Origin of the sequence: Xanthomonas sp. AM6, from assembly GCF_025665335.1 — a bacterium.
Taxonomy (GTDB): Bacteria; Pseudomonadota; Gammaproteobacteria; order Xanthomonadales; family Xanthomonadaceae; genus Xanthomonas_A.
Map to the genome: position 1 here is coordinate 4,446,686 of NZ_CP106869.1, position 16,425 is coordinate 4,463,110.

Here is a 16,425-nt window from a genome sequence, read left to right on the forward strand (position 1 = left end):
CATGCGAACCATGCTGCTTCGTGCCGCAGTGTTGTCGTGCGCGCTTGCCTGTGCCGGAACCGGCCAGGCCCAGGTCGTCATCAGCCAGGTCTACGGCGGTGGCGGCAACAGCGGCGCCACCTACAAGAGCGATTTCATCGAACTGCACAACAACGGCAGCGAGGCGGTGAGCCTGGCCGGCTGGTCGGTGCAGTACGCTTCGGCCGCCGGCAGCAGCTGGCAGGTCACCCCGCTGGCCGGCAGCATTCCCGCCGGCGGCTACTACCTGGTCAAGCAGGCCGACGGCAGCGGCGGCAGCACCGCGCTGCCGGCGCCGGACGCGACCGGCACCATCGCCATGAGCGGCACCGCCGGCAAGGTCGCGCTGAGCAGCGCGGCGGCCGCGCTGAGCGGCGCCTGCCCCGCGGGCAACGTGGATTTCGTCGGCTACGGCAGCAGCGCCAGCTGCGCCGAAGGCAGCGCGCCGACCGCCGCGCCGAGCAACGCCCTGGCGGTGCTGCGCGGCAACGGCGGCTGCAGCGACAGCGACAACAACAATGCCGACTTCGCCACCGGCGCGCCGACCCCGCGCAATGCCGCGGCGCCGGCCAACCTGTGCGGCGGCGGCAACCAGCCGGTGGCCAGCGTGGCCAACGTCAGCCGCGGCGAAGGCGACGGCGGCAGCACCGCGTTCGTGTTCACCATCGCCCTGAGCCAGCCGGCCGGCAGCGGCGGGGTCGGCTTCAGCGTCGCCACCCGCGACGGCAGCGCCAGCGCCGGCAGCGACTACCAGGCCCTGGCCGCGACCAGCGTGACCATCCCCGCAGGCGAGAGCAGCGCCCAGGTCAGCGTGCTGGTCGACGGCGACACCGCCAACGAGCCCGACGAGACCTTCTATCTCGACGTCAGCGGCATCAGCGGCGCGCTGCCGGCCACGCTGACCGCCAGCGGCGTGATCCTCAACGACGACTTCAACCTGGTGCCGATCCACAGCATCCAGGGCAGCGGCGCGCGTTCGCCGCTGGTCGGGCAGATCGTCGCCACCAGCGGCATCGTCACCGCGCGGCGCAGCGCCGGCTTCTTCCTGCAGGCGCCCGACGCCCAGGCCGACGCCGACCCGCTGACCTCCGAAGGCATCTACGTCTACACCGGCAGCGCGCCGCCGGCCGAGGCCGCGGTGGGCAACGCGGTGCGGGTGCAGGCCACCGTGCTCGAGTACGTGCCCAGCGCCGACCCGACCCAGCCGCCGCTGACCGAACTGGGCACGCCGACCGTGCTGCTGCAGTCCACCGGCAACCCGCTGCCGGCCGCGGTCACGCTGACCACGCAATTCCCCGACCCGACCGGCGCCTACGACCAGCTCGAGCGCCTGGAAGGCATGCGCGTGGCCGCGCCCAGCCTGACCGTCAACGCGCCCACCGGCGGCAACGTCAACGAGACCAACGCCACCGCCAGCAGCAACGGCGTGTTCCATGCCGTGGTCACCGGCCTGCCGCGCGCCTGGCGCACCGCCGGCGTGCAGCAGCCCGACCCGCTGCCGGCCGGCTCCCCGGCCGGCGTGCCGCGCTGGAACACCAACCCGCAGGTGATCGCGGTGGGCAGCGCCGGTCTCGGCGGCGAGCGCATCGACGTGGCCGGCGGCTGCGTGGTGCTCGGCGTCAGCGGCCCGCTGGACTACAGCTTCCGTCGCTACACGATCTATCCGGACACCGCGCCGACCGTGCAATGCAACGGCGCCGACCAGCCCAAGCCGGCGCCCGCGCCGCAGGCCGACGACGTCAACGTCGCCACCTACAACATGGAGCGCTTCTTCGACGACCAGAACGACCCGGCGATCGGCGAACCGGTGCTGACCGCGGCCGCCTACCAGGCCCGGCTCAACAAGGCCTCGCTGGCGATCCGCAACTACCTCAACACGCCCGACATCCTGGGCACGGTGGAAGTGGAGAGCCTGAGCGTGCTGCAGACCCTAGCCGCGCGCATCAACGCCGACGCGGTCGCCGCCGGCCAGCCCGACCCGCAGTACGTGGCCTATCTGCAGGAAGGCAACGACGTCGGCGGCATCGACGTCGGCTTCCTGGTCAAGACCGGCGCGGTGGGCGCCGGCGTCGCCCGCGTCGAAGTGCTCTCGGTCAGCCAGGAAGGCAAGACCACCACCTGGACCGAGCCGGCCGGCGGCACCAGCCTGCTCAACGACCGCCCGCCGCTGGTGCTGAAGGCGGTGGTGCATTTCGCCGACGGCCGCACGCTGCCGCTGACCGTGGTCGAGGTGCACCAGCGTTCGCTCAACGGCGCCGAGACCGACGACGCCAGCGGCCTGCGCATCCGCGCCAAGCGCCAGGCGCAGGCGGTGTTCCTGGCCAACCTGCTGCAGGCGCGGCAGGCCGCCGATCCCGGCGAACAACTGCTGGTGATGGGCGACTTCAACGCCTTCGAGTTCAACGACGGCTACGTCGATGCGATGGGCACGGTCACCGGCCTGCCCTCGGCCGACGCGCAGACCGTGGTCGACGGCGACGGCGCCGACCTGGTCGAGCCGGACCTGTACAACCTGACCCTGCTGTCCACGCCGGACCAGAGCTACTCGTACGCCTACGACGGCAACGTGCAGTCGCTGGACCATATCCTCGCCAACCGCGCGCTGATGCAGTCGGCGCAGGTCGCCAGCCTGGTCGAGGGCCATGCGCGGCTCAACGCCGACTTCCCGGCCACCGCGCGCAACGACGCCAATTCACCGGCGCGGCTGTCCGACCACGATCCGGCGGTGGTGCTGCTCAAGCTCAAGCCGCTGCAGCGTGCCGACCTGGGCGTGACCGCGAGCGCGGCCAATGCCGCGGTTTACGCCGGCGACACGATCCGCTACAGCGTCGAAGTCGGCAACGCCGGTCCGGACGCGGCGCGCTTCGCCGCGGTCGCCTTCGCCCTGGACGCGGCGGTGACGCCGACCGTGACCGCCGCCCCGGGCTGGGCCTGCGCCGCGCCGGACGTGGCCGCGCAGACCGTGGTCACCTGCACCACGACCGAGTTCGCCGCCGGCGCGGCGCAGCGCTTCGAGCTCGCGGTGCCGGCCGGCGCCGAGCTGGTCGGGCGCACGCTGACCCTGGCCGCCTCGGCCGCCTCGCAGACCGAGGACCCGAACGCCGGCAACAACGGCGCCAGCGCCGCGGTGGCGGTGCAGGCCGCACCCGCCGGCAACCTGGCGCTGCGCATCGATGGCCCGGCGACGCTGCCGCTGACCGCGTTCGGCGCCAACTACCGCATCGCCCTGGTCAACCGCGGCAATGCACCGGTGCGCCGCGCCAGCCTGACCGTCAGCGGCAACACCCTGTCGGTGCTGTCGGCGCTGGTGCCGCCGCGCGGCTGGCAATGCGTGCGCCAGGCCCACGGCCTGCGCAGCGCACAGTTCCAGTGCAGCACCCGCGCCGACCTGGCCCCGGGCGCCGGCACCGCCTTCACCCTGGCCGTGGCCACCCGCCCGCTGCCGGCCGACCGCACCATCGTGATCGAAGCCAGCGCCAGCTCGGCCTCGCCCGATGCCGACCCGTCCGACAACGCCGCACGCTTCAGCACCCGCATCGGCCGCTGATCGCAACCGCCTGAGGGAAGCACAAGGGCGCGGCCACAAGCCGCGCCCTTTTTTTTTTGCCGCCGCTCCAGAAGCAGCAGTGGCCCTCGAAACTCCACGGTCGAAGCCCCTCTCCCCACGGGAGAGGAGTTTGGATGAGGGTACGGGCGCAGCCTCATGCACCCAAACGCTGCGAGACGCTTCGCGCCGTACCCTCATCCGCCCCTACGGGGCATCTTCCCCCGAAAAGGAAGCCATGGTCCCGGTGGGAGAAGGGAACAGCCGACGGGCATAGCCACCTCGCCCTCCATTCAAATGCAGTCTTCGCTCCCGCTTCGAGCCTTTCGCTGTCGCTCTTGAGCTTTTGCTTTTGCCTTTTTGCTTTTGCCGTTAGCTGTCGCTGTTAAAACTTCCCGCCTTAAAGCGAGCCGAGCACTACAGGCGCGAGCGGCCGAAGAAGCGCCCCTGTCTGAGCGAAGCGAGTTTGGGCGCCGTCCCGAAAGGGGATGAATGCCGCTCGCGCCGAGGAGCGCAGGGCACCGGTGCGGCTTCATCGCACCGGATCGCGTCGGGCGGGAGCGGTTTTGGTTGCTTTTTGCCAAGACAAAAGTAACGCGCGCCAACAGGCGCGAAAGCTCTTGATCCTGATCTTGCTCCAGCCGTTGCTTTTGCAGTCAAGCGAACACGCCCAGCCCGCAGCATCGCCTGCACTCCGGGCGCCAGGCCACCGCGAAGCAAAACGTCCACCGCTGGACATCCACATCCGCTGCCCACCCGCTGCGCACATCGCACCGCACCGCAGCAATCCCCCAAGTGAACGCCAGCAATGCAACCCACGCCCGCCCCGCGCGTTTTTGCTGCAATCCAGCAAGATACTGTGCTGCGGTGCAGGACGGCTTTTGTGCACGCCTTCCTTAACATGTCGAGTCTTATCATTTGAAACTTGTTGTCGAGAGTGCCGCCGTCATGACCATCGCCGCGCAATTCGAAATTGAATACCTGCAGTACCTCGACGCGAGCGGCCAGCCGGTCCGCGACGCGCTTCCGGCCGATTCGGCCAACCCGCAGACCCTGCTGGCCCTGTTCAAGCAGATGCTCTACGTGCGCACCTTCGACAGCAAGGCCGTGGCCCTGCAGCGCACCGGCAAGCTCGGCACCTACGCCTCGTGCCTGGGCCACGAAGCCACCCACATCGGCATCGGCGCCTCGATGCGCAGCGGCGACGTGCTGGCGCCCAGCTATCGCGAGTACGGCGCCATGTTCATGCGCGGCGTGCGCCCGCGCGAGGTGCTGCTGTACTGGGGCGGCGACGAGCGCGGCAGCGATTTCCTGCGCGAGACCGACGCGGTCAAGGACTTTCCGATCTGCGTGCCGATCTCCACCCAGTGCCTGCACGCCGCCGGCGCGGCGCTGGCGTTCAAGCTGCGCGGCGAAGGCCACGTCGCGGTCGCTACCTGCGGCGACGGCGGCTCCTCGAAGACCGATTTCTATGCCGCGCTCAATTCCGCCGGCGCCTACCAGCTGCCGCTGATCCTGTGCGTGATCAACAACGGCTGGGCGATCTCGGTGCCGCGCGCGGCGCAGACCGGCGCGCAGACCCTGGCGCAGAAGGGCCTGGCCGGCGGCCTGCATTGCCTGCAGGTGGACGGCAACGACCTGATCGCGGTGCTGGAGGCGATGCGCCAGGCGCGCGAGCGCGCGCTGTCCGGCCAGGGCGGCTCGGTCATCGAGTTCATGACCTACCGCCTGTCCGACCACACCACCGCCGACGACGCGCGCCGCTACCGCGACGAGGCCGAGGTCAAGCAGGCCTGGGAGCGCGAGCCGCTGACCCGCCTGCGTGCCTGGCTGACCGCGCAGGGCCTGTGGAGCGAGGCCGAGGAAGCGGCGTGGAAGCAGGAGTGCGCGCGCCTGGTCGACACCGAGGTCAACGCCTACCTGGCCACGCCGGTGCAGCCGGTGGAAGCGATGTTCGACTACCTGTACGCCGATCCGCCGCCGGAGCTGCTCGCGCAGCGCGCCGAGGCCGTCGCCCTGGAGCAGCGCCATGGATGAGCTCGCGCCCCGCCTCGCCGACACGGCCGCCGCGCACGCGGCCGGCACCGCCCACAACGCCGCCACCGCGCGCGGAGACACCAGCATGACCAGCACGCCCATCACCCTGATCGAAGCGGTCACCCAGGCCCTGGCCTGGGAACTGCAGCACGACCCGTCGGTGCTGGTGCTGGGCGAGGACGTGGGCGTCAACGGCGGCGTGTTCCGCGCCACCGCCGGCCTGCAGCAGCGCTTCGGCGCGCAGCGCGTGCTGGACACCCCGCTGGACGAGACCACCATCGCCGGCCTGAGCGTCGGCCTGGCCGCGCAGGGCATGAAGCCGGTGGCCGAAGCGCAGTTCGACGGCTTCGTCTACCCGATGGTCGATCACCTGATCTGCCACGCCGCGCGCCTGCGCAACCGCACCCGCGGCCGCCTGCACTGTCCGATGGTGCTGCGCGTGCCGTGGGGCGGCGGGATCCGCGCGCCGGAGCACCACAGCGAGGCCAACGAGGCCATCTTCACCAACGTGCCGGGCCTGCGCGTGGTGCTGCCGTCCTCGCCGCAGCGCGCCTACGGCCTGCTGCTGGCGGCGATCCGCGAGCCGGATCCGGTGATCTACATGGAGCCCAAGCGCCTGTACCGCCAGTACAAGGAAGTGGTCGCCGACGACGGCGAGGCGCTGCCGCTGGACGTGTGCTTCGTGCTGCGCGAAGGCAGCGACGTGACCCTGGTGGCGTGGGGCGCGCAGGTCAAGGAAGCGCTGGAGGCGGCCGACAGGCTGGCCGCCGACGGCATCAGCGCCGAGGTCATCGACGTGGCCACGCTGCGTCCGCTGGACTTCGACACCATCGCCGAATCGGTGGCGCGCACCGGCCGCTGCGTGATCGTGCAGGAGGCCCCGCGCAGCGCCGGCTTCGGCGCCGAGATCGCCGCGCGCCTGGCCGAGCAGTCGATGTATGACCTGGTCGCGCCGGTGCAGCGGGTGACCGGCTACGACACGCACATCCCGTTGTTCCGGCTGGAGATGAAGTACCTGCCGAGCGTGGACAAGATCGTCGCGGCGGCCAAGCGTGCCGTCGCCGCAGGCTGACATGCGCGCGCGCCTGCTCAGCGACTACCGCGCCGCCTACCCGCACCCGATCCGCTTCGCCGCCGGCGAGCGGGTGGCGCTGGGCGTGCGCGACGAGGAATGGCCCGCGTTCGTCTGGACCACCACCGCCGCCGGCGGCGCCGGCTGGGCGCCGCTGGCCTGGCTGCGCGCCACCGGCGACGGCCATGCCGAAGCGCTGCGCGACTACGACGCGCGCGAACTGACCGCCGCGCAGGGCGACACCGTGACCCTGCACCACGAATACGGCGACTGGTGGTGGGCCGAGCGCGCCGATGGCGTGCAGGGCTGGCTGCCGGCACGCGACCTGGAACTGCTGGAAGAGACCACATGAGCGAAACCAAGAACTTCAACCTGCCCGACCTCGGCGAAGGCCTGCCCGACGCGACCATCGTCGAATGGTTCGTCAAGGAAGGCGACACCATCCAGCTCGACGAACCGCTGGTGTCGATGGAGACCGCCAAGGCGGTGGTCGAGGTGCCCTCCCCGGTCTCGGGCAAGGTGCTGAAACTGGCCGGCGCGCCGGGCGACATCGTCGTCACCGGCGCCATGCTGGCGCAGTTCGCGCCCGACGCCAGCATGCCGCAGCGCGCCGAAGGCCAGGACACCGGCCACCACCATGGCGGCGCCGCGCCGGCCAGCCCCGGCAAGGGCGCCGGCGCCGATGCGCCGGGCGACAACGACCGCGTCGTCGCCTCCGACGACGGCGGCGAACTGCGCGATGCCGACGCCGCGCAAGCCGGCGGCGAACGCGACGACGCCGGCACCGTGGTCGGCGCGATGCAGAGCTCCAACACCGTGCACAGCGAGCGCACGGTCTCGGTCGGCGGCGTGCGCGCGATGCCGGCGGTGCGTGCGCTGGCCAGGAAACTGGGCGTGGACCTGGCGCGGGTGCGCGCCAGCGGCGGCGACGGCGCGGTGACCCTGGCCGACGTGAAGCAGGCCGCGGCCGACGGCTCGGCCGTCGCGGGTGCGGCGGCACGTGGCCCAGGGCCATCGGCCACGGCTGCACGCTCCCCGCAGGTCGCCGCTGAAGCCGCTCCTGCGCCGGCGCCGGCAGCCGCGGCGCCGACGCGCACGCCGCTGTCCGCCGCCGGCAAGCCGATGCGCACGCAGCCGCCGGGCACCGCGGTGCAGGGCCAGCCCGAGCAGCTCAAGGGCGTGCGCCGCAACATGGCGCGGGTGATGGCCGACGCGCACGCCAAGGTGGTGCCGACCACGCTCAACGACGACGCCGACATCCACGCCTGGGCGCCCGGCAACGACATGACCGCGCGCCTGGTGCGCGCCATCGTCGCCGCCTGCCGCGCGGTGCCGGCGCTCAACGCCTGGTTCGACGGCGACGCGCTGACCCGCACCCTGCACGCGCAGGTGGACATCGGCATCGCCGTGGACACCGACGACGGCCTGTTCGTGCCGGCGCTGCGCAACGCCGACATGCTCGATGCGCGCGGCATCCGCGAAGGCATCACCCGCCTGCGCCAGCAGGTGGAAGCGCGCAGCATCGCCGCCTCGGAACTGAGCGGCTACACCATCTCGCTGTCCAACTTCGGCATGTTCGCCGGCCGCTACGCCACCCCGGTGGTGGTGCCGCCGTGCGTGGCGATCGTCGCCGCCGGTCGCGCCCGCCACCAGCTGGTACCGGTGATGGGCGGCATCGAGACGCACAAGCTGATCCCGCTGTCGGTCACCTTCGACCACCGCGCCTGCACCGGCGGCGAAGCGGCGCGCTTCCTGCGCGCGATGATCGACGACCTGGCGCTGGCGGGCTGAGCGACGCCGCGCGGCGTCGCCACCGCGCGCTCGGCCTGCTTTCGGCGCCGCTGCGGCGTAAGCTTCGCCGCAGCCTGGCGGCGCGATCGGCTCCGTTCGGATGTCGCGAACCCGCCGGCCGCGCTCCTCCTCCTTCGGATACCGCTTCATGCCATTCGCCTCGCTGGGCTTTTCGCCCGAGCTGCTGCCGTTCCTCGCCCGCGCCATGGACGAGGCCGGCTACGCCGCGCCCACCGCGGTGCAGGCACAGGCGATCCCGGCGATCCTGCAGGGGCGCGACGTGCTCGGCTGCGCGCCGACCGGCTCGGGCAAGACCGCCGCGTTCGCGCTGCCGTTGCTGCAGCACGCGGCGCAACGCGCGGCGCCGCCCGACGGGCAGGTGCGCGCCCTGGTGCTGGTGCCCACGCGCGAACTGGCCGCGCAGGCCAGCGACACGCTGGCCGCGCTGGCGCGGCACCTGCCGCGGCGCATCAAGGTCGTCGCGCTGGCCGGCGGCGTGTCGATCAACCCGCAGCTGATGCAGCTGCGCGGCGGCGCCGACCTGGTGGTGGCGACGCCGGGGCGATTGCTCGACGCGATCGCGCACAACGCGCTCGGCCTGGGCGGCGTGGCGACGCTGGTGCTGGACGAAGCCGACCGCCTGCTGGAGCTGGGCTTCGCCGACGAACTGGGCCAGATCCTGGCGCGGCTGCCGCCACAGCGGCAGACCCTGTTGTTCTCGGCCACCTTCCCGGCGCCGGTCGAGCGCCTGGCGCGGCGCCTGCTGCGCGAGCCGCTGCGCGTCGACGTCGCCGCCGGCGCCGGCGCCGAAACGGAAGCCGCGCCGGCGATCCGGCAGCGCGCCATCGAGGTCGATCCCGCGCAGCGCACGCAACTGCTGCGACACCTGCTGCACAGCGAGGCATGGCCGCAGGCGCTGGTGTTCGTCGCCAGCCAGCGCGCGGCCGAGAACGTGGCCGAGAAGCTGCGCAAGGCCGGCCTGGCCGCGCAGCCGCTGCACGGCGAACTGAGCCAGGGCCGGCGCCGCCAGACCCTGGACGCCTTCAAGGCGGGCCAGCTGCAGGTGCTGGTCGCCACCGACCTGGCCGCGCGCGGGATCGACATCGCGCGGCTGCCGGTGGTGGTCAACTACGACCTGCCGCGCGCGACCGTCGACTACACCCACCGCATCGGGCGCACTGCCCGCGCCGGTGCCGCCGGCATGGCGGTGAGCTTCGTCGGCGCCGACGCCCAGGCGCACCTGCGCCTGATCGAGAAACGCGAGCGGCTGCGGGTGCCGCGCGAACGCATCGCCGGCTTCGAGCCGACCCAGGCGCCGGCGGCGAATCCGGCCGATCCGCAGGGCAACGGCGGGATCAAGGGCAAGCGCCCGAGCAAGAAGGACAAGCTGCGCGCGGCGAACGCGCAGGGCGGCGGCGCGCCGGGTGGGCAGGGTTGAGCGCATTGCCGCGGCATCGGATGCGCGTCCTGCGCTGATCAGAGTGTGCGAGGGCTGGTCCCGGAAAGAGGACAAGCGCCGTTCCTATGGGCCGGCGACTGGCGGTGCACTGTAGGAGGGCTTCAGCCCCGACTGGTCCGGCGCCTGAACGTCTGCCGCTTCGCTCGTCGCGACTGAAGTCGCTCCTACAAAGAAGCCGGGACGCCTGTTGCGTGCCGCGGGAGGAACTTCGGTCCCCTGGTCCGGCGCCGGGAAGCTCGCCGCTTCGCTCGTCGCGACTGAAGTCGCTCCTACAAAGAAGCCGGGACGCCTGTTGCGTGCCGCGGGAGGAACTTCGGTCCCGCCTGGGTCCGGCGCCGGGAAGCTCGTCGCGACTGAAGTCGCTCCATAGCGCATCCGGCCGGCATTCGGTGTGCCGCTTCTTGTGGGAGCGACTTCAGTCGCGACGCGACGGTCCGTCAGCGGCCGGCTTCGGAAGCCGTCGCGACTCCTGACACTGCCCGGATCGCCTGGCGCGCAGTTCGGGGCGATTCCCTCGGGTTCGCCATTGCGTCCGTCCCACCCTCGGCCAGCGCGGCAAGCGCACCGTTTCGCGCGGTTCCGGCTGGCCGAAACCATCGCTCGCGCAGGAGCCGCCTGCCTCAGTCGTCGAATGGATCGGCCACGGCAGCGCCGCCGTTCGGGCGTGGCGTGCGCTTGCCCGGCTTGCTGCGGATCTCGACGTAGAACTGGGTGGCGCCGGTCGCCACCAGCGCGTCGATCGCGCGGATCAGTTCGGCCGGCGGCAGCACCGCGGCGCTGGCTTCGTCGGCGCCGAACAGCGTGTCGAAGTCCCAGTAGTCCGCGCCGGCCGGCAGCGTCTTGCGGCGCTCGCGGCGGATGTACTTGCGGATGTCGTGCTTGCTGGCGTCGAGCAGGCGGTCGGGGTGCTTGCCTTCGATGCGGAGCTGGTAGGTCTTCTTCACTGCGGGAGGATCCTGGAAAAGGGGGAACGCGGCCGCCGGACGCGACGCGTCGGCGCTCGCTGGCGGACAGGCCGGGCCCGGCTCGGGCCTGCCTGCCGTCGGCGGCAGGCGGGCGCGGCGGGCCGCCATGGTGCCAGAACCCGGCCCCGCGCTGCGGATTGGCCGACAATCGGCGCCTGGCGCACTCCCGCGCCGCCGCAGGAGCCGCCGATGACCGATCCTTCCACCTTCGCGGGCTACCGCGTGCTCGTCGCCGGTGCCAGCCGCGGCATCGGCCTGGCGATCGCCGACGCCTTCGCCCGCCGCGGTGCGGGCGTGGCGATCTGCGCGCGCAACCCCGGCGACCTGGCGGATGCGGCCGAGCAACTGCTCCGCCATGGCCATCCGGTGGCGCGGCTGACCTGCGACCTGGCCGATCCGGCGCAGATCCAGCAGTGGGTGGCGCATGCGGCCGGCGCCCTGGGCGGCATCGACGTGATGGTCAACAACGCCTCCGGCTACGGCCACGGCGACGACGACGCCAGCTGGCAGGCCGGCTTCGACATCGACCTGATGGCCGCGGTGCGCTGCAACCGCGCCGCGCTGCCGGCGCTGCGCGCCAGCGCCCACGGCTGCATCCTCAACGTCAGTTCGATCAACGCACTGCGGCCGACACCGCGGGCGCCGGCGTACTCGGCGGCGAAAGCGGCGCTGAACTACTACACGACCACCCTGGCCGCGGAACTGGCGCGCGAGCGGATCCGGGTCAACGCGATCGCGCCCGGTTCGATCGAATTCCCCGGCGGGCTGTGGGACCAGCGCCGCGAGCAGCAGCCGGAGCTGTACCGGCGCATCCGCGCCGGCATCCCGTTCGGCAGCTTCGGCGCGCTCGAGGACGTCGCCCACGCCGCACTGTTCCTGGCCTCGCCGCAGGCACGCTGGATCACCGGCCAGATCCTGGCGGTGGATGGCGGGCAGTCGCTGGGGGTCTGAACCGCGCCGCGGCATTCCCGCCGGCCTGCAGCGGGCACTGCGGCCACTGGCCGAGGGCACGCCGGGCGAGACACCGGCGCGGGCAGGCAGGCGACCCCGTTCCCCAACACGCGGGCTGCCAGTCGCATGCCGACGCGCGGCAGCGCACCGTCGGTGGGCGATCGTTGCGCGCTGCTGTGCAAACACGTCGCGGGCAAGCGTCGGCCAACGCCGCCGGTTGCTGGCGGCGCGACGACTGCTGCCGGGCCGGCCCGGCTGGCGACCATGCCATGCCCGGAAGCGGCCTGCCGCCGTCCCGGCAGTCTTCGGCCCGCCGCTCCACGCTGCGGCGCACCAAATTCCCCAATTCGCCGATGCGCCGCCACGCGCCGGCGCAGCGGCCTGCTGCCCGTCCGAGCCGCGCCCAGGCAGGCAGAAACCCCGCCCGATCAAGGCCGCCACCCGAAGCCGAGCGCGCGCACCTGACCGCACACCTGAATAAATAACAACAAGAAAGTTCCAAATCGAACAATAACGAACATCAAACGAGCATCGCGACGATATGCTCCGGCCGCACAGGGGTTTGCATCGACTTTCATCCGCCCGTCGACACGCGTGGCGACAGGCGACCTGGAGGCCACGTGTTCCATCCGCGCACCGACGTCGTTACCAGCCCCGTTCCCCGTCACCGGGCCAGCGCGGCAGGCCGCAGGCCCTGTTTCCGCCGTGCCCCGGACCGCGCCGCGGTCTACGCCGGCGTCGGTGCGGCCGCCGTCCCCGCGGCGGTCGTCCTGCTCCACGCGGCAACCGTCGCGCCGGAGTCCTTCTCCATGAACGGGCCGCGCAGTTCGGCCCCCCGCAAAGCGAGTCACTCATGAACAAGACCCCATGCATCGCCCTGGCGGCGCTGTCGGCCGCGCTGTGCTGCGCACCGGCCGCGGCCCAGGATTTCGACCCGGCCAAGACCCTCACCGGCGACTGGGGCGGCGCGCGCACCCGGCTGGTCGACAGCGGCGTGGACCTGCGCCTGTCCTACACCGGCGAGTTCGCGCACAACAACTCCGGCGGACGCCGCGACGACACCTATGCCTACGCCGACCAGTTCTTCCTGGCCGGCACCTTCGACCTGGACAAGCTGTGGGCCTGGCGCGGCGCGACCTTCAAGGTCGAAGTGGCCAACCGCAACGGCGAGTCGCTCAACGACACGGCCGGCTTCCCGACCCTGCTGGCGGTGCAGGAGATCCACGGCCGCGGTTCGGTGACCCGTTTGAGCCAGTTCTCGCTGACCCAGGAACTGTTCGACGACCGGCTCAGCATCAAGCTCGGTCGTTTGTACGCCAACGGCGATTTCTTCTCGTTCTCCTGCAAGTTCCAGAACCTGAGCTTCTGCGGCGGCCTGCCCGGCTACGTCAGCAACGGCTGGTACGTCGACCCGATCAGCCAGTACGGCGCGGTGGTGGCGTTCAAGCCCAACGATGCCTGGCGCTTCAAGGTCGGCGCCTACGACGTCAACCCGAACAACCTGGACCGCGACCAGGGCCTGAAACTACGCACCGACGGCGACAGCCAGGGCACGCTGCTGGTGGCCGAGGTCGAGTACCTGCCCAGCTTCGGCGACGGCCTGCAGGGCCACTACCGCGCCGGCGGCTGGCGCAACAGCGCCAACTACCGCAACACCGTCACCACCAGCGGCCTGCCGTCGGACCTCAGCGACGACGCCACTGCGGTGATGGACAGCGAAAGCGGCTACTACGCCACCGCCGAGCAGGTGCTGTGGCGTGCGCCCGGCGGCGGCACGCTGCGCCTGTTCGGCAACTGGGTGCAGGCCGACAAGGACACCGACCGCATCGACCAGATGCTGCAGCTGGGCGCCTGGCTGGACGCGCCGTTCGCCTCGCGCCCGTACGACCGCATCGGCTTCGCCGCCGGCCGCACCCGGGTCAGCGAACGCCTGGGCGATGCGCAACGCCGCTACAACGCCGCGCTGCCGGCCGGGGCGGCGGCCGTGGGCGTGCAGGAATACGAATATCCGCTGGAACTGAACTACCAGTACGCCATCACCCCGGCGCTGTCGCTGATGCCCAACCTGCAGTACATCCGCAACGCCAACGGCATCAAGGACAACAACGGCGTGGTCGGCGGGCTGCGGGTCAGCATGAACTTCTGATCGGCGGCGGCCGCCGATGGCGCCAGTCGCATGGCGCCATCGAGGGATCCCTGAGAACCCCGATTTGCAAACCTGACGCGCTGCGCATCGATGGTGTGCGAGCGCTTCGATCGAGTTTCTCAGGGTTGGAGGTTCCCGCAAGGCGGTGGTGCGGCGGGAGCGGTTCGGCGATCAGGTCGCCGCCTTCTTCCGATGCACCGCGGTGCGGTCGGTTGCCAGGTGTCGCGATGCAGGCACAGCAAGCGCAATAGCCGGTGCATGCGGCCAGCGCAGCGACGCGGTCATGACGGACGCGGCAGCGGCAGTGCCTGTCTTCGGGCAAGCCGCCGCCGCTGCGCCGGCGCAGCATCGCCCAAGCGCGCGGCTGCGCCGGGCCATCCGCGCTCCGCAGTGCTCAGGCCAACTGTTCCGACCCGACCACATGGACGCCGGCGCGTGGCCGCAATGCGTTGTCCACCAGCGCGGCGGCGACGTGCGCGGCGGGATTGATCCGGTAGCGTCGCGGCAGCAGCGGGCCCAGCGCCTGCAACACCGTGCCTGCCAGGCGCTCGGCGCGGCGCGGCTGCGCGCGTTCGCCTCCGATCAGGCCCGGCCGCACCAAGGCGAGCGAGGCGAAGCCCAGCGCCTGCAGCTCGCGCTCCAGCTCGCCCTTGACCCGGTTGTAGAAGAAGCGCGAGCGCGGATCGGCGCCCAGCGCCGAGTTCAGCGCGAACGCGGCGGCGCCGTGCCGCTGCGCCAGCCGCGCGATCGCCAGCGGATAGTCGTGGTCGACACGGCGGAACGCGGCGCGCGAACCAGCCTGCCGCAGCGTGGTGCCGAGCGCGCAGATCACCGCGTCGACCGGCCACCACGACGCCTGCGCCGGCAATTGCTCGAAGTCCACGAGCGGGTTGTGCAGCTTGGGGTGGACGAGGTCCAGCGCGCGCCGGGTCGGCGCCACGACCGCGCTGCACGCCGGCGCGGCGAGCAATTGCGCCAGCGCCTGGCGGCCGACCAGGCCGGTGGCGCCGGCGAGCAGGATCTTCATCGAAAGCGCCCTTGCGCGGTGGAAAGAGGAAGCTAGGACGATCGCAGGCGCCTGGCAAGGCGCTGTCGGCGCGCGCGTGCGACTGGCTACCGGAGCCGCGAGTCGCTGCGCGCCGTACCTCACCCCAACCCCTCTCCCGGCGGAGAGGGCCAGGCCGCCCCTTCTCCCATCGGGACCATGGCCCCCTTTTGGAGGGAAGGTGGCCCGCAGGGCCGGATGAGGGTCCGGGCGAAGCCTCGCACGCCCAACCCACAAGCCCCTGGCTCGCACACCAACCGCGATCCCACATCGCCGCACGCGGTCGCCGCGCTGCGGCTTGTACGCCACAATAGCCGGCCATCGCGCCGACCGGCGCCGCAGCAGCCAACCGAGGAGCCGTTCGATGTTCGTGGTGTGTGGAGAGGCCTTGTACGACATCTTCATCGACGGCTACGCCGGCACCTCGGTCGGCATGACCGCGCGCCAGGGCGGTTCGCCGTTCAACGTGGCGATCGGCCTGGCCCGCCTCGGCACGCCGTCGGCGCTGTTCACCGGCCTGTCCACCGACCCGCTCGGCCGCCAGTTGCGCGCCACCCTGGAACGCGAGGGCGTGGCGCTGGACCACTGCGTCGACAAGGCCGAGGCGACCACCCTGGTGATGGTCGCGCTGGACGCGCAGGGCGTGCCCAACTACTCGTTCTACGGCACCGGCTGCGCCGATCGCGCGCTGACCGCGGCCGACCTGCCGGCGCTCGGCGCCGCGGTCGGCGGCCTGCACTTCGGTTCCTACACCCTGGTCGCCGAGACCACCGCCAGCACCTTCCAGACGCTTGCCGAACGCGAACGCGCGCAGCGGCTGATCTCGCTGGATCCGAACGTGCGGCCGACGGTGGAGCCGGACATGGCGGTGTGGCGCGCGCGGCTGGATCGCTGGATCGCGCTGGCGCACGTGGTCAAGGTCAGCCAGGAGGACATCGAGCTGCTGTACCCCGACCAGGATCCGTTCGCGATCGCGCGCGGCTGGCTGCAGCGCGGCCCGTCGCTGGTGGTGATGACCCTGGGCGGCGACGGCGCGGTGGCCTGGAGCGGTACCGCCGAGGCGCGCGTGGCCGGGCGCGCGGTGCAGGTGGCCGACACCGTCGGCGCCGGCGACAGCTTCCAGGCCGCGCTGCTGCACCAGCTGCCCGACCTGGCCGCGCTCGCCGCGCTGGGCCGGTCGGTGCCGGCGCTGCAGCGGCTGCTGGAGTTCTGCGTGGCCGCCGCGGCGATCAACTGCACCCGCGCCGGCGCCAATCCGCCGCGCCTGGACGAGGTGCGCGCCGCGCTGTAGGCCGGGCCGCCGTCGGCTCAAGCACGCGCCGCCGGCGCCGATATCCTGTTCCTGGGCGTCACCCCGGTGGCCGCGTTCGCGGCAGGGCGGCGCATTCACTGGAAAG

General features: G+C 72.0%; 11 protein-coding genes. 9 read left to right on the forward strand and 2 right to left on the reverse strand.

From position 1 onward, the window contains the following. Position 1 precedes the first annotated feature (1 nt). From OCJ37_RS19060 to OCJ37_RS19085, 6 genes are all read left to right on the forward strand, one after another. On the forward strand, positions 2 to 3,565 hold the full coding sequence (locus tag OCJ37_RS19060; RefSeq protein ID WP_263111257.1) for a lamin tail domain-containing protein: 3,564 nt from the start codon (positions 2 to 4) through the stop codon (positions 3,563 to 3,565). Positions 3,566 to 4,510: 945 nt separating this feature from the next. After that, positions 4,511 to 5,599 (forward strand): pyruvate dehydrogenase (acetyl-transferring) E1 component subunit alpha, encoded by a 1,089-nt coding sequence (gene pdhA, locus OCJ37_RS19065; protein ID WP_263111258.1) that lies wholly within the window; start codon positions 4,511 to 4,513, stop codon positions 5,597 to 5,599. Continuing rightward, positions 5,592 to 6,671: an alpha-ketoacid dehydrogenase subunit beta gene (locus tag OCJ37_RS19070; protein WP_263111259.1), complete on the forward strand. Its 1,080-nt coding sequence runs from the start codon at positions 5,592 to 5,594 to the stop codon at positions 6,669 to 6,671. Before pdhA ends, OCJ37_RS19070 begins: the two co-directional genes overlap by 8 nt. A gap of 1 nt (position 6,672) precedes the next feature. Next, on the forward strand, positions 6,673 to 7,023 hold the full coding sequence (locus tag OCJ37_RS19075; RefSeq protein ID WP_263111260.1) for an SH3 domain-containing protein: 351 nt from the start codon (positions 6,673 to 6,675) through the stop codon (positions 7,021 to 7,023). After that, complete coding sequence (locus OCJ37_RS19080; RefSeq protein WP_263111261.1) at positions 7,020 to 8,462, forward strand: dihydrolipoamide acetyltransferase family protein; 1,443 nt, start codon at positions 7,020 to 7,022, stop codon at positions 8,460 to 8,462. Before OCJ37_RS19075 ends, OCJ37_RS19080 begins: the two co-directional genes overlap by 4 nt. Before the next feature lie 148 nt (positions 8,463 to 8,610). Next, positions 8,611 to 9,900: a DEAD/DEAH box helicase gene (locus OCJ37_RS19085; RefSeq protein WP_263111262.1), complete on the forward strand. Its 1,290-nt coding sequence runs from the start codon at positions 8,611 to 8,613 to the stop codon at positions 9,898 to 9,900. A gap of 641 nt (positions 9,901 to 10,541) precedes the next feature. On the opposite strand, the gene OCJ37_RS19090 is transcribed toward OCJ37_RS19085, so the two are convergent. Next, a complete protein-coding gene (locus OCJ37_RS19090) occupies positions 10,542 to 10,865 on the reverse strand; it encodes a DUF6172 family protein (RefSeq protein ID WP_263111263.1) in 324 nt (107 codons plus the stop codon). A gap of 210 nt (positions 10,866 to 11,075) precedes the next feature. On the opposite strand from OCJ37_RS19090, the gene OCJ37_RS19095 reads away from it, so the two are divergent. After that, on the forward strand, positions 11,076 to 11,837 hold the full coding sequence (locus tag OCJ37_RS19095) for an SDR family NAD(P)-dependent oxidoreductase (RefSeq protein ID WP_263111264.1): 762 nt from the start codon (positions 11,076 to 11,078) through the stop codon (positions 11,835 to 11,837). Between the two features lie 853 nt (positions 11,838 to 12,690). Next, positions 12,691 to 13,983 carry a carbohydrate porin gene (locus tag OCJ37_RS19100; protein WP_263111265.1) on the forward strand — a complete coding sequence of 431 codons (1,293 nt, stop codon included), beginning with the start codon at positions 12,691 to 12,693 and terminating at the stop codon, positions 13,981 to 13,983. A gap of 394 nt (positions 13,984 to 14,377) precedes the next feature. Here OCJ37_RS19100 and OCJ37_RS19105 read toward each other — a convergent pair whose 3' ends face one another. Beyond that, positions 14,378 to 15,010: a Rossmann-fold NAD(P)-binding domain-containing protein gene (locus OCJ37_RS19105; protein WP_263111266.1), complete on the reverse strand. Its 633-nt coding sequence runs from the start codon at positions 15,008 to 15,010 to the stop codon at positions 14,378 to 14,380. 406 nt (positions 15,011 to 15,416) lie between these two features. Between OCJ37_RS19105 and OCJ37_RS19110 the strand changes: the two genes are divergently transcribed. Then, positions 15,417 to 16,319 (forward strand): carbohydrate kinase family protein, encoded by a 903-nt coding sequence (locus OCJ37_RS19110; RefSeq protein WP_263111267.1) that lies wholly within the window; start codon positions 15,417 to 15,419, stop codon positions 16,317 to 16,319. The last annotated feature ends 106 nt before the right edge of the window (positions 16,320 to 16,425 follow it).

Coding starts and splice junctions, on each gene's coding strand:
- OCJ37_RS19095 (WP_263111264.1), top strand. CDS start 11,076: ATGACCGATCCTTCCACCTTCGCGGGCTACCGCGTGCTCGTCGCCGGT.
- OCJ37_RS19075 (WP_263111260.1), top strand. CDS start 6,673: ATGCGCGCGCGCCTGCTCAGCGACTACCGCGCCGCCTACCCGCACCCG.
- pdhA (WP_263111258.1), top strand. CDS start 4,511: ATGACCATCGCCGCGCAATTCGAAATTGAATACCTGCAGTACCTCGAC.
- OCJ37_RS19070 (WP_263111259.1), top strand. CDS start 5,592: ATGGATGAGCTCGCGCCCCGCCTCGCCGACACGGCCGCCGCGCACGCG.
- OCJ37_RS19080 (WP_263111261.1), top strand. CDS start 7,020: ATGAGCGAAACCAAGAACTTCAACCTGCCCGACCTCGGCGAAGGCCTG.
- OCJ37_RS19060 (WP_263111257.1), top strand. CDS start 2: ATGCGAACCATGCTGCTTCGTGCCGCAGTGTTGTCGTGCGCGCTTGCC.
- OCJ37_RS19105 (WP_263111266.1), bottom strand. CDS start 15,010: ATGAAGATCCTGCTCGCCGGCGCCACCGGCCTGGTCGGCCGCCAGGCG.
- OCJ37_RS19100 (WP_263111265.1), top strand. CDS start 12,691: ATGAACAAGACCCCATGCATCGCCCTGGCGGCGCTGTCGGCCGCGCTG.
- OCJ37_RS19085 (WP_263111262.1), top strand. CDS start 8,611: ATGCCATTCGCCTCGCTGGGCTTTTCGCCCGAGCTGCTGCCGTTCCTC.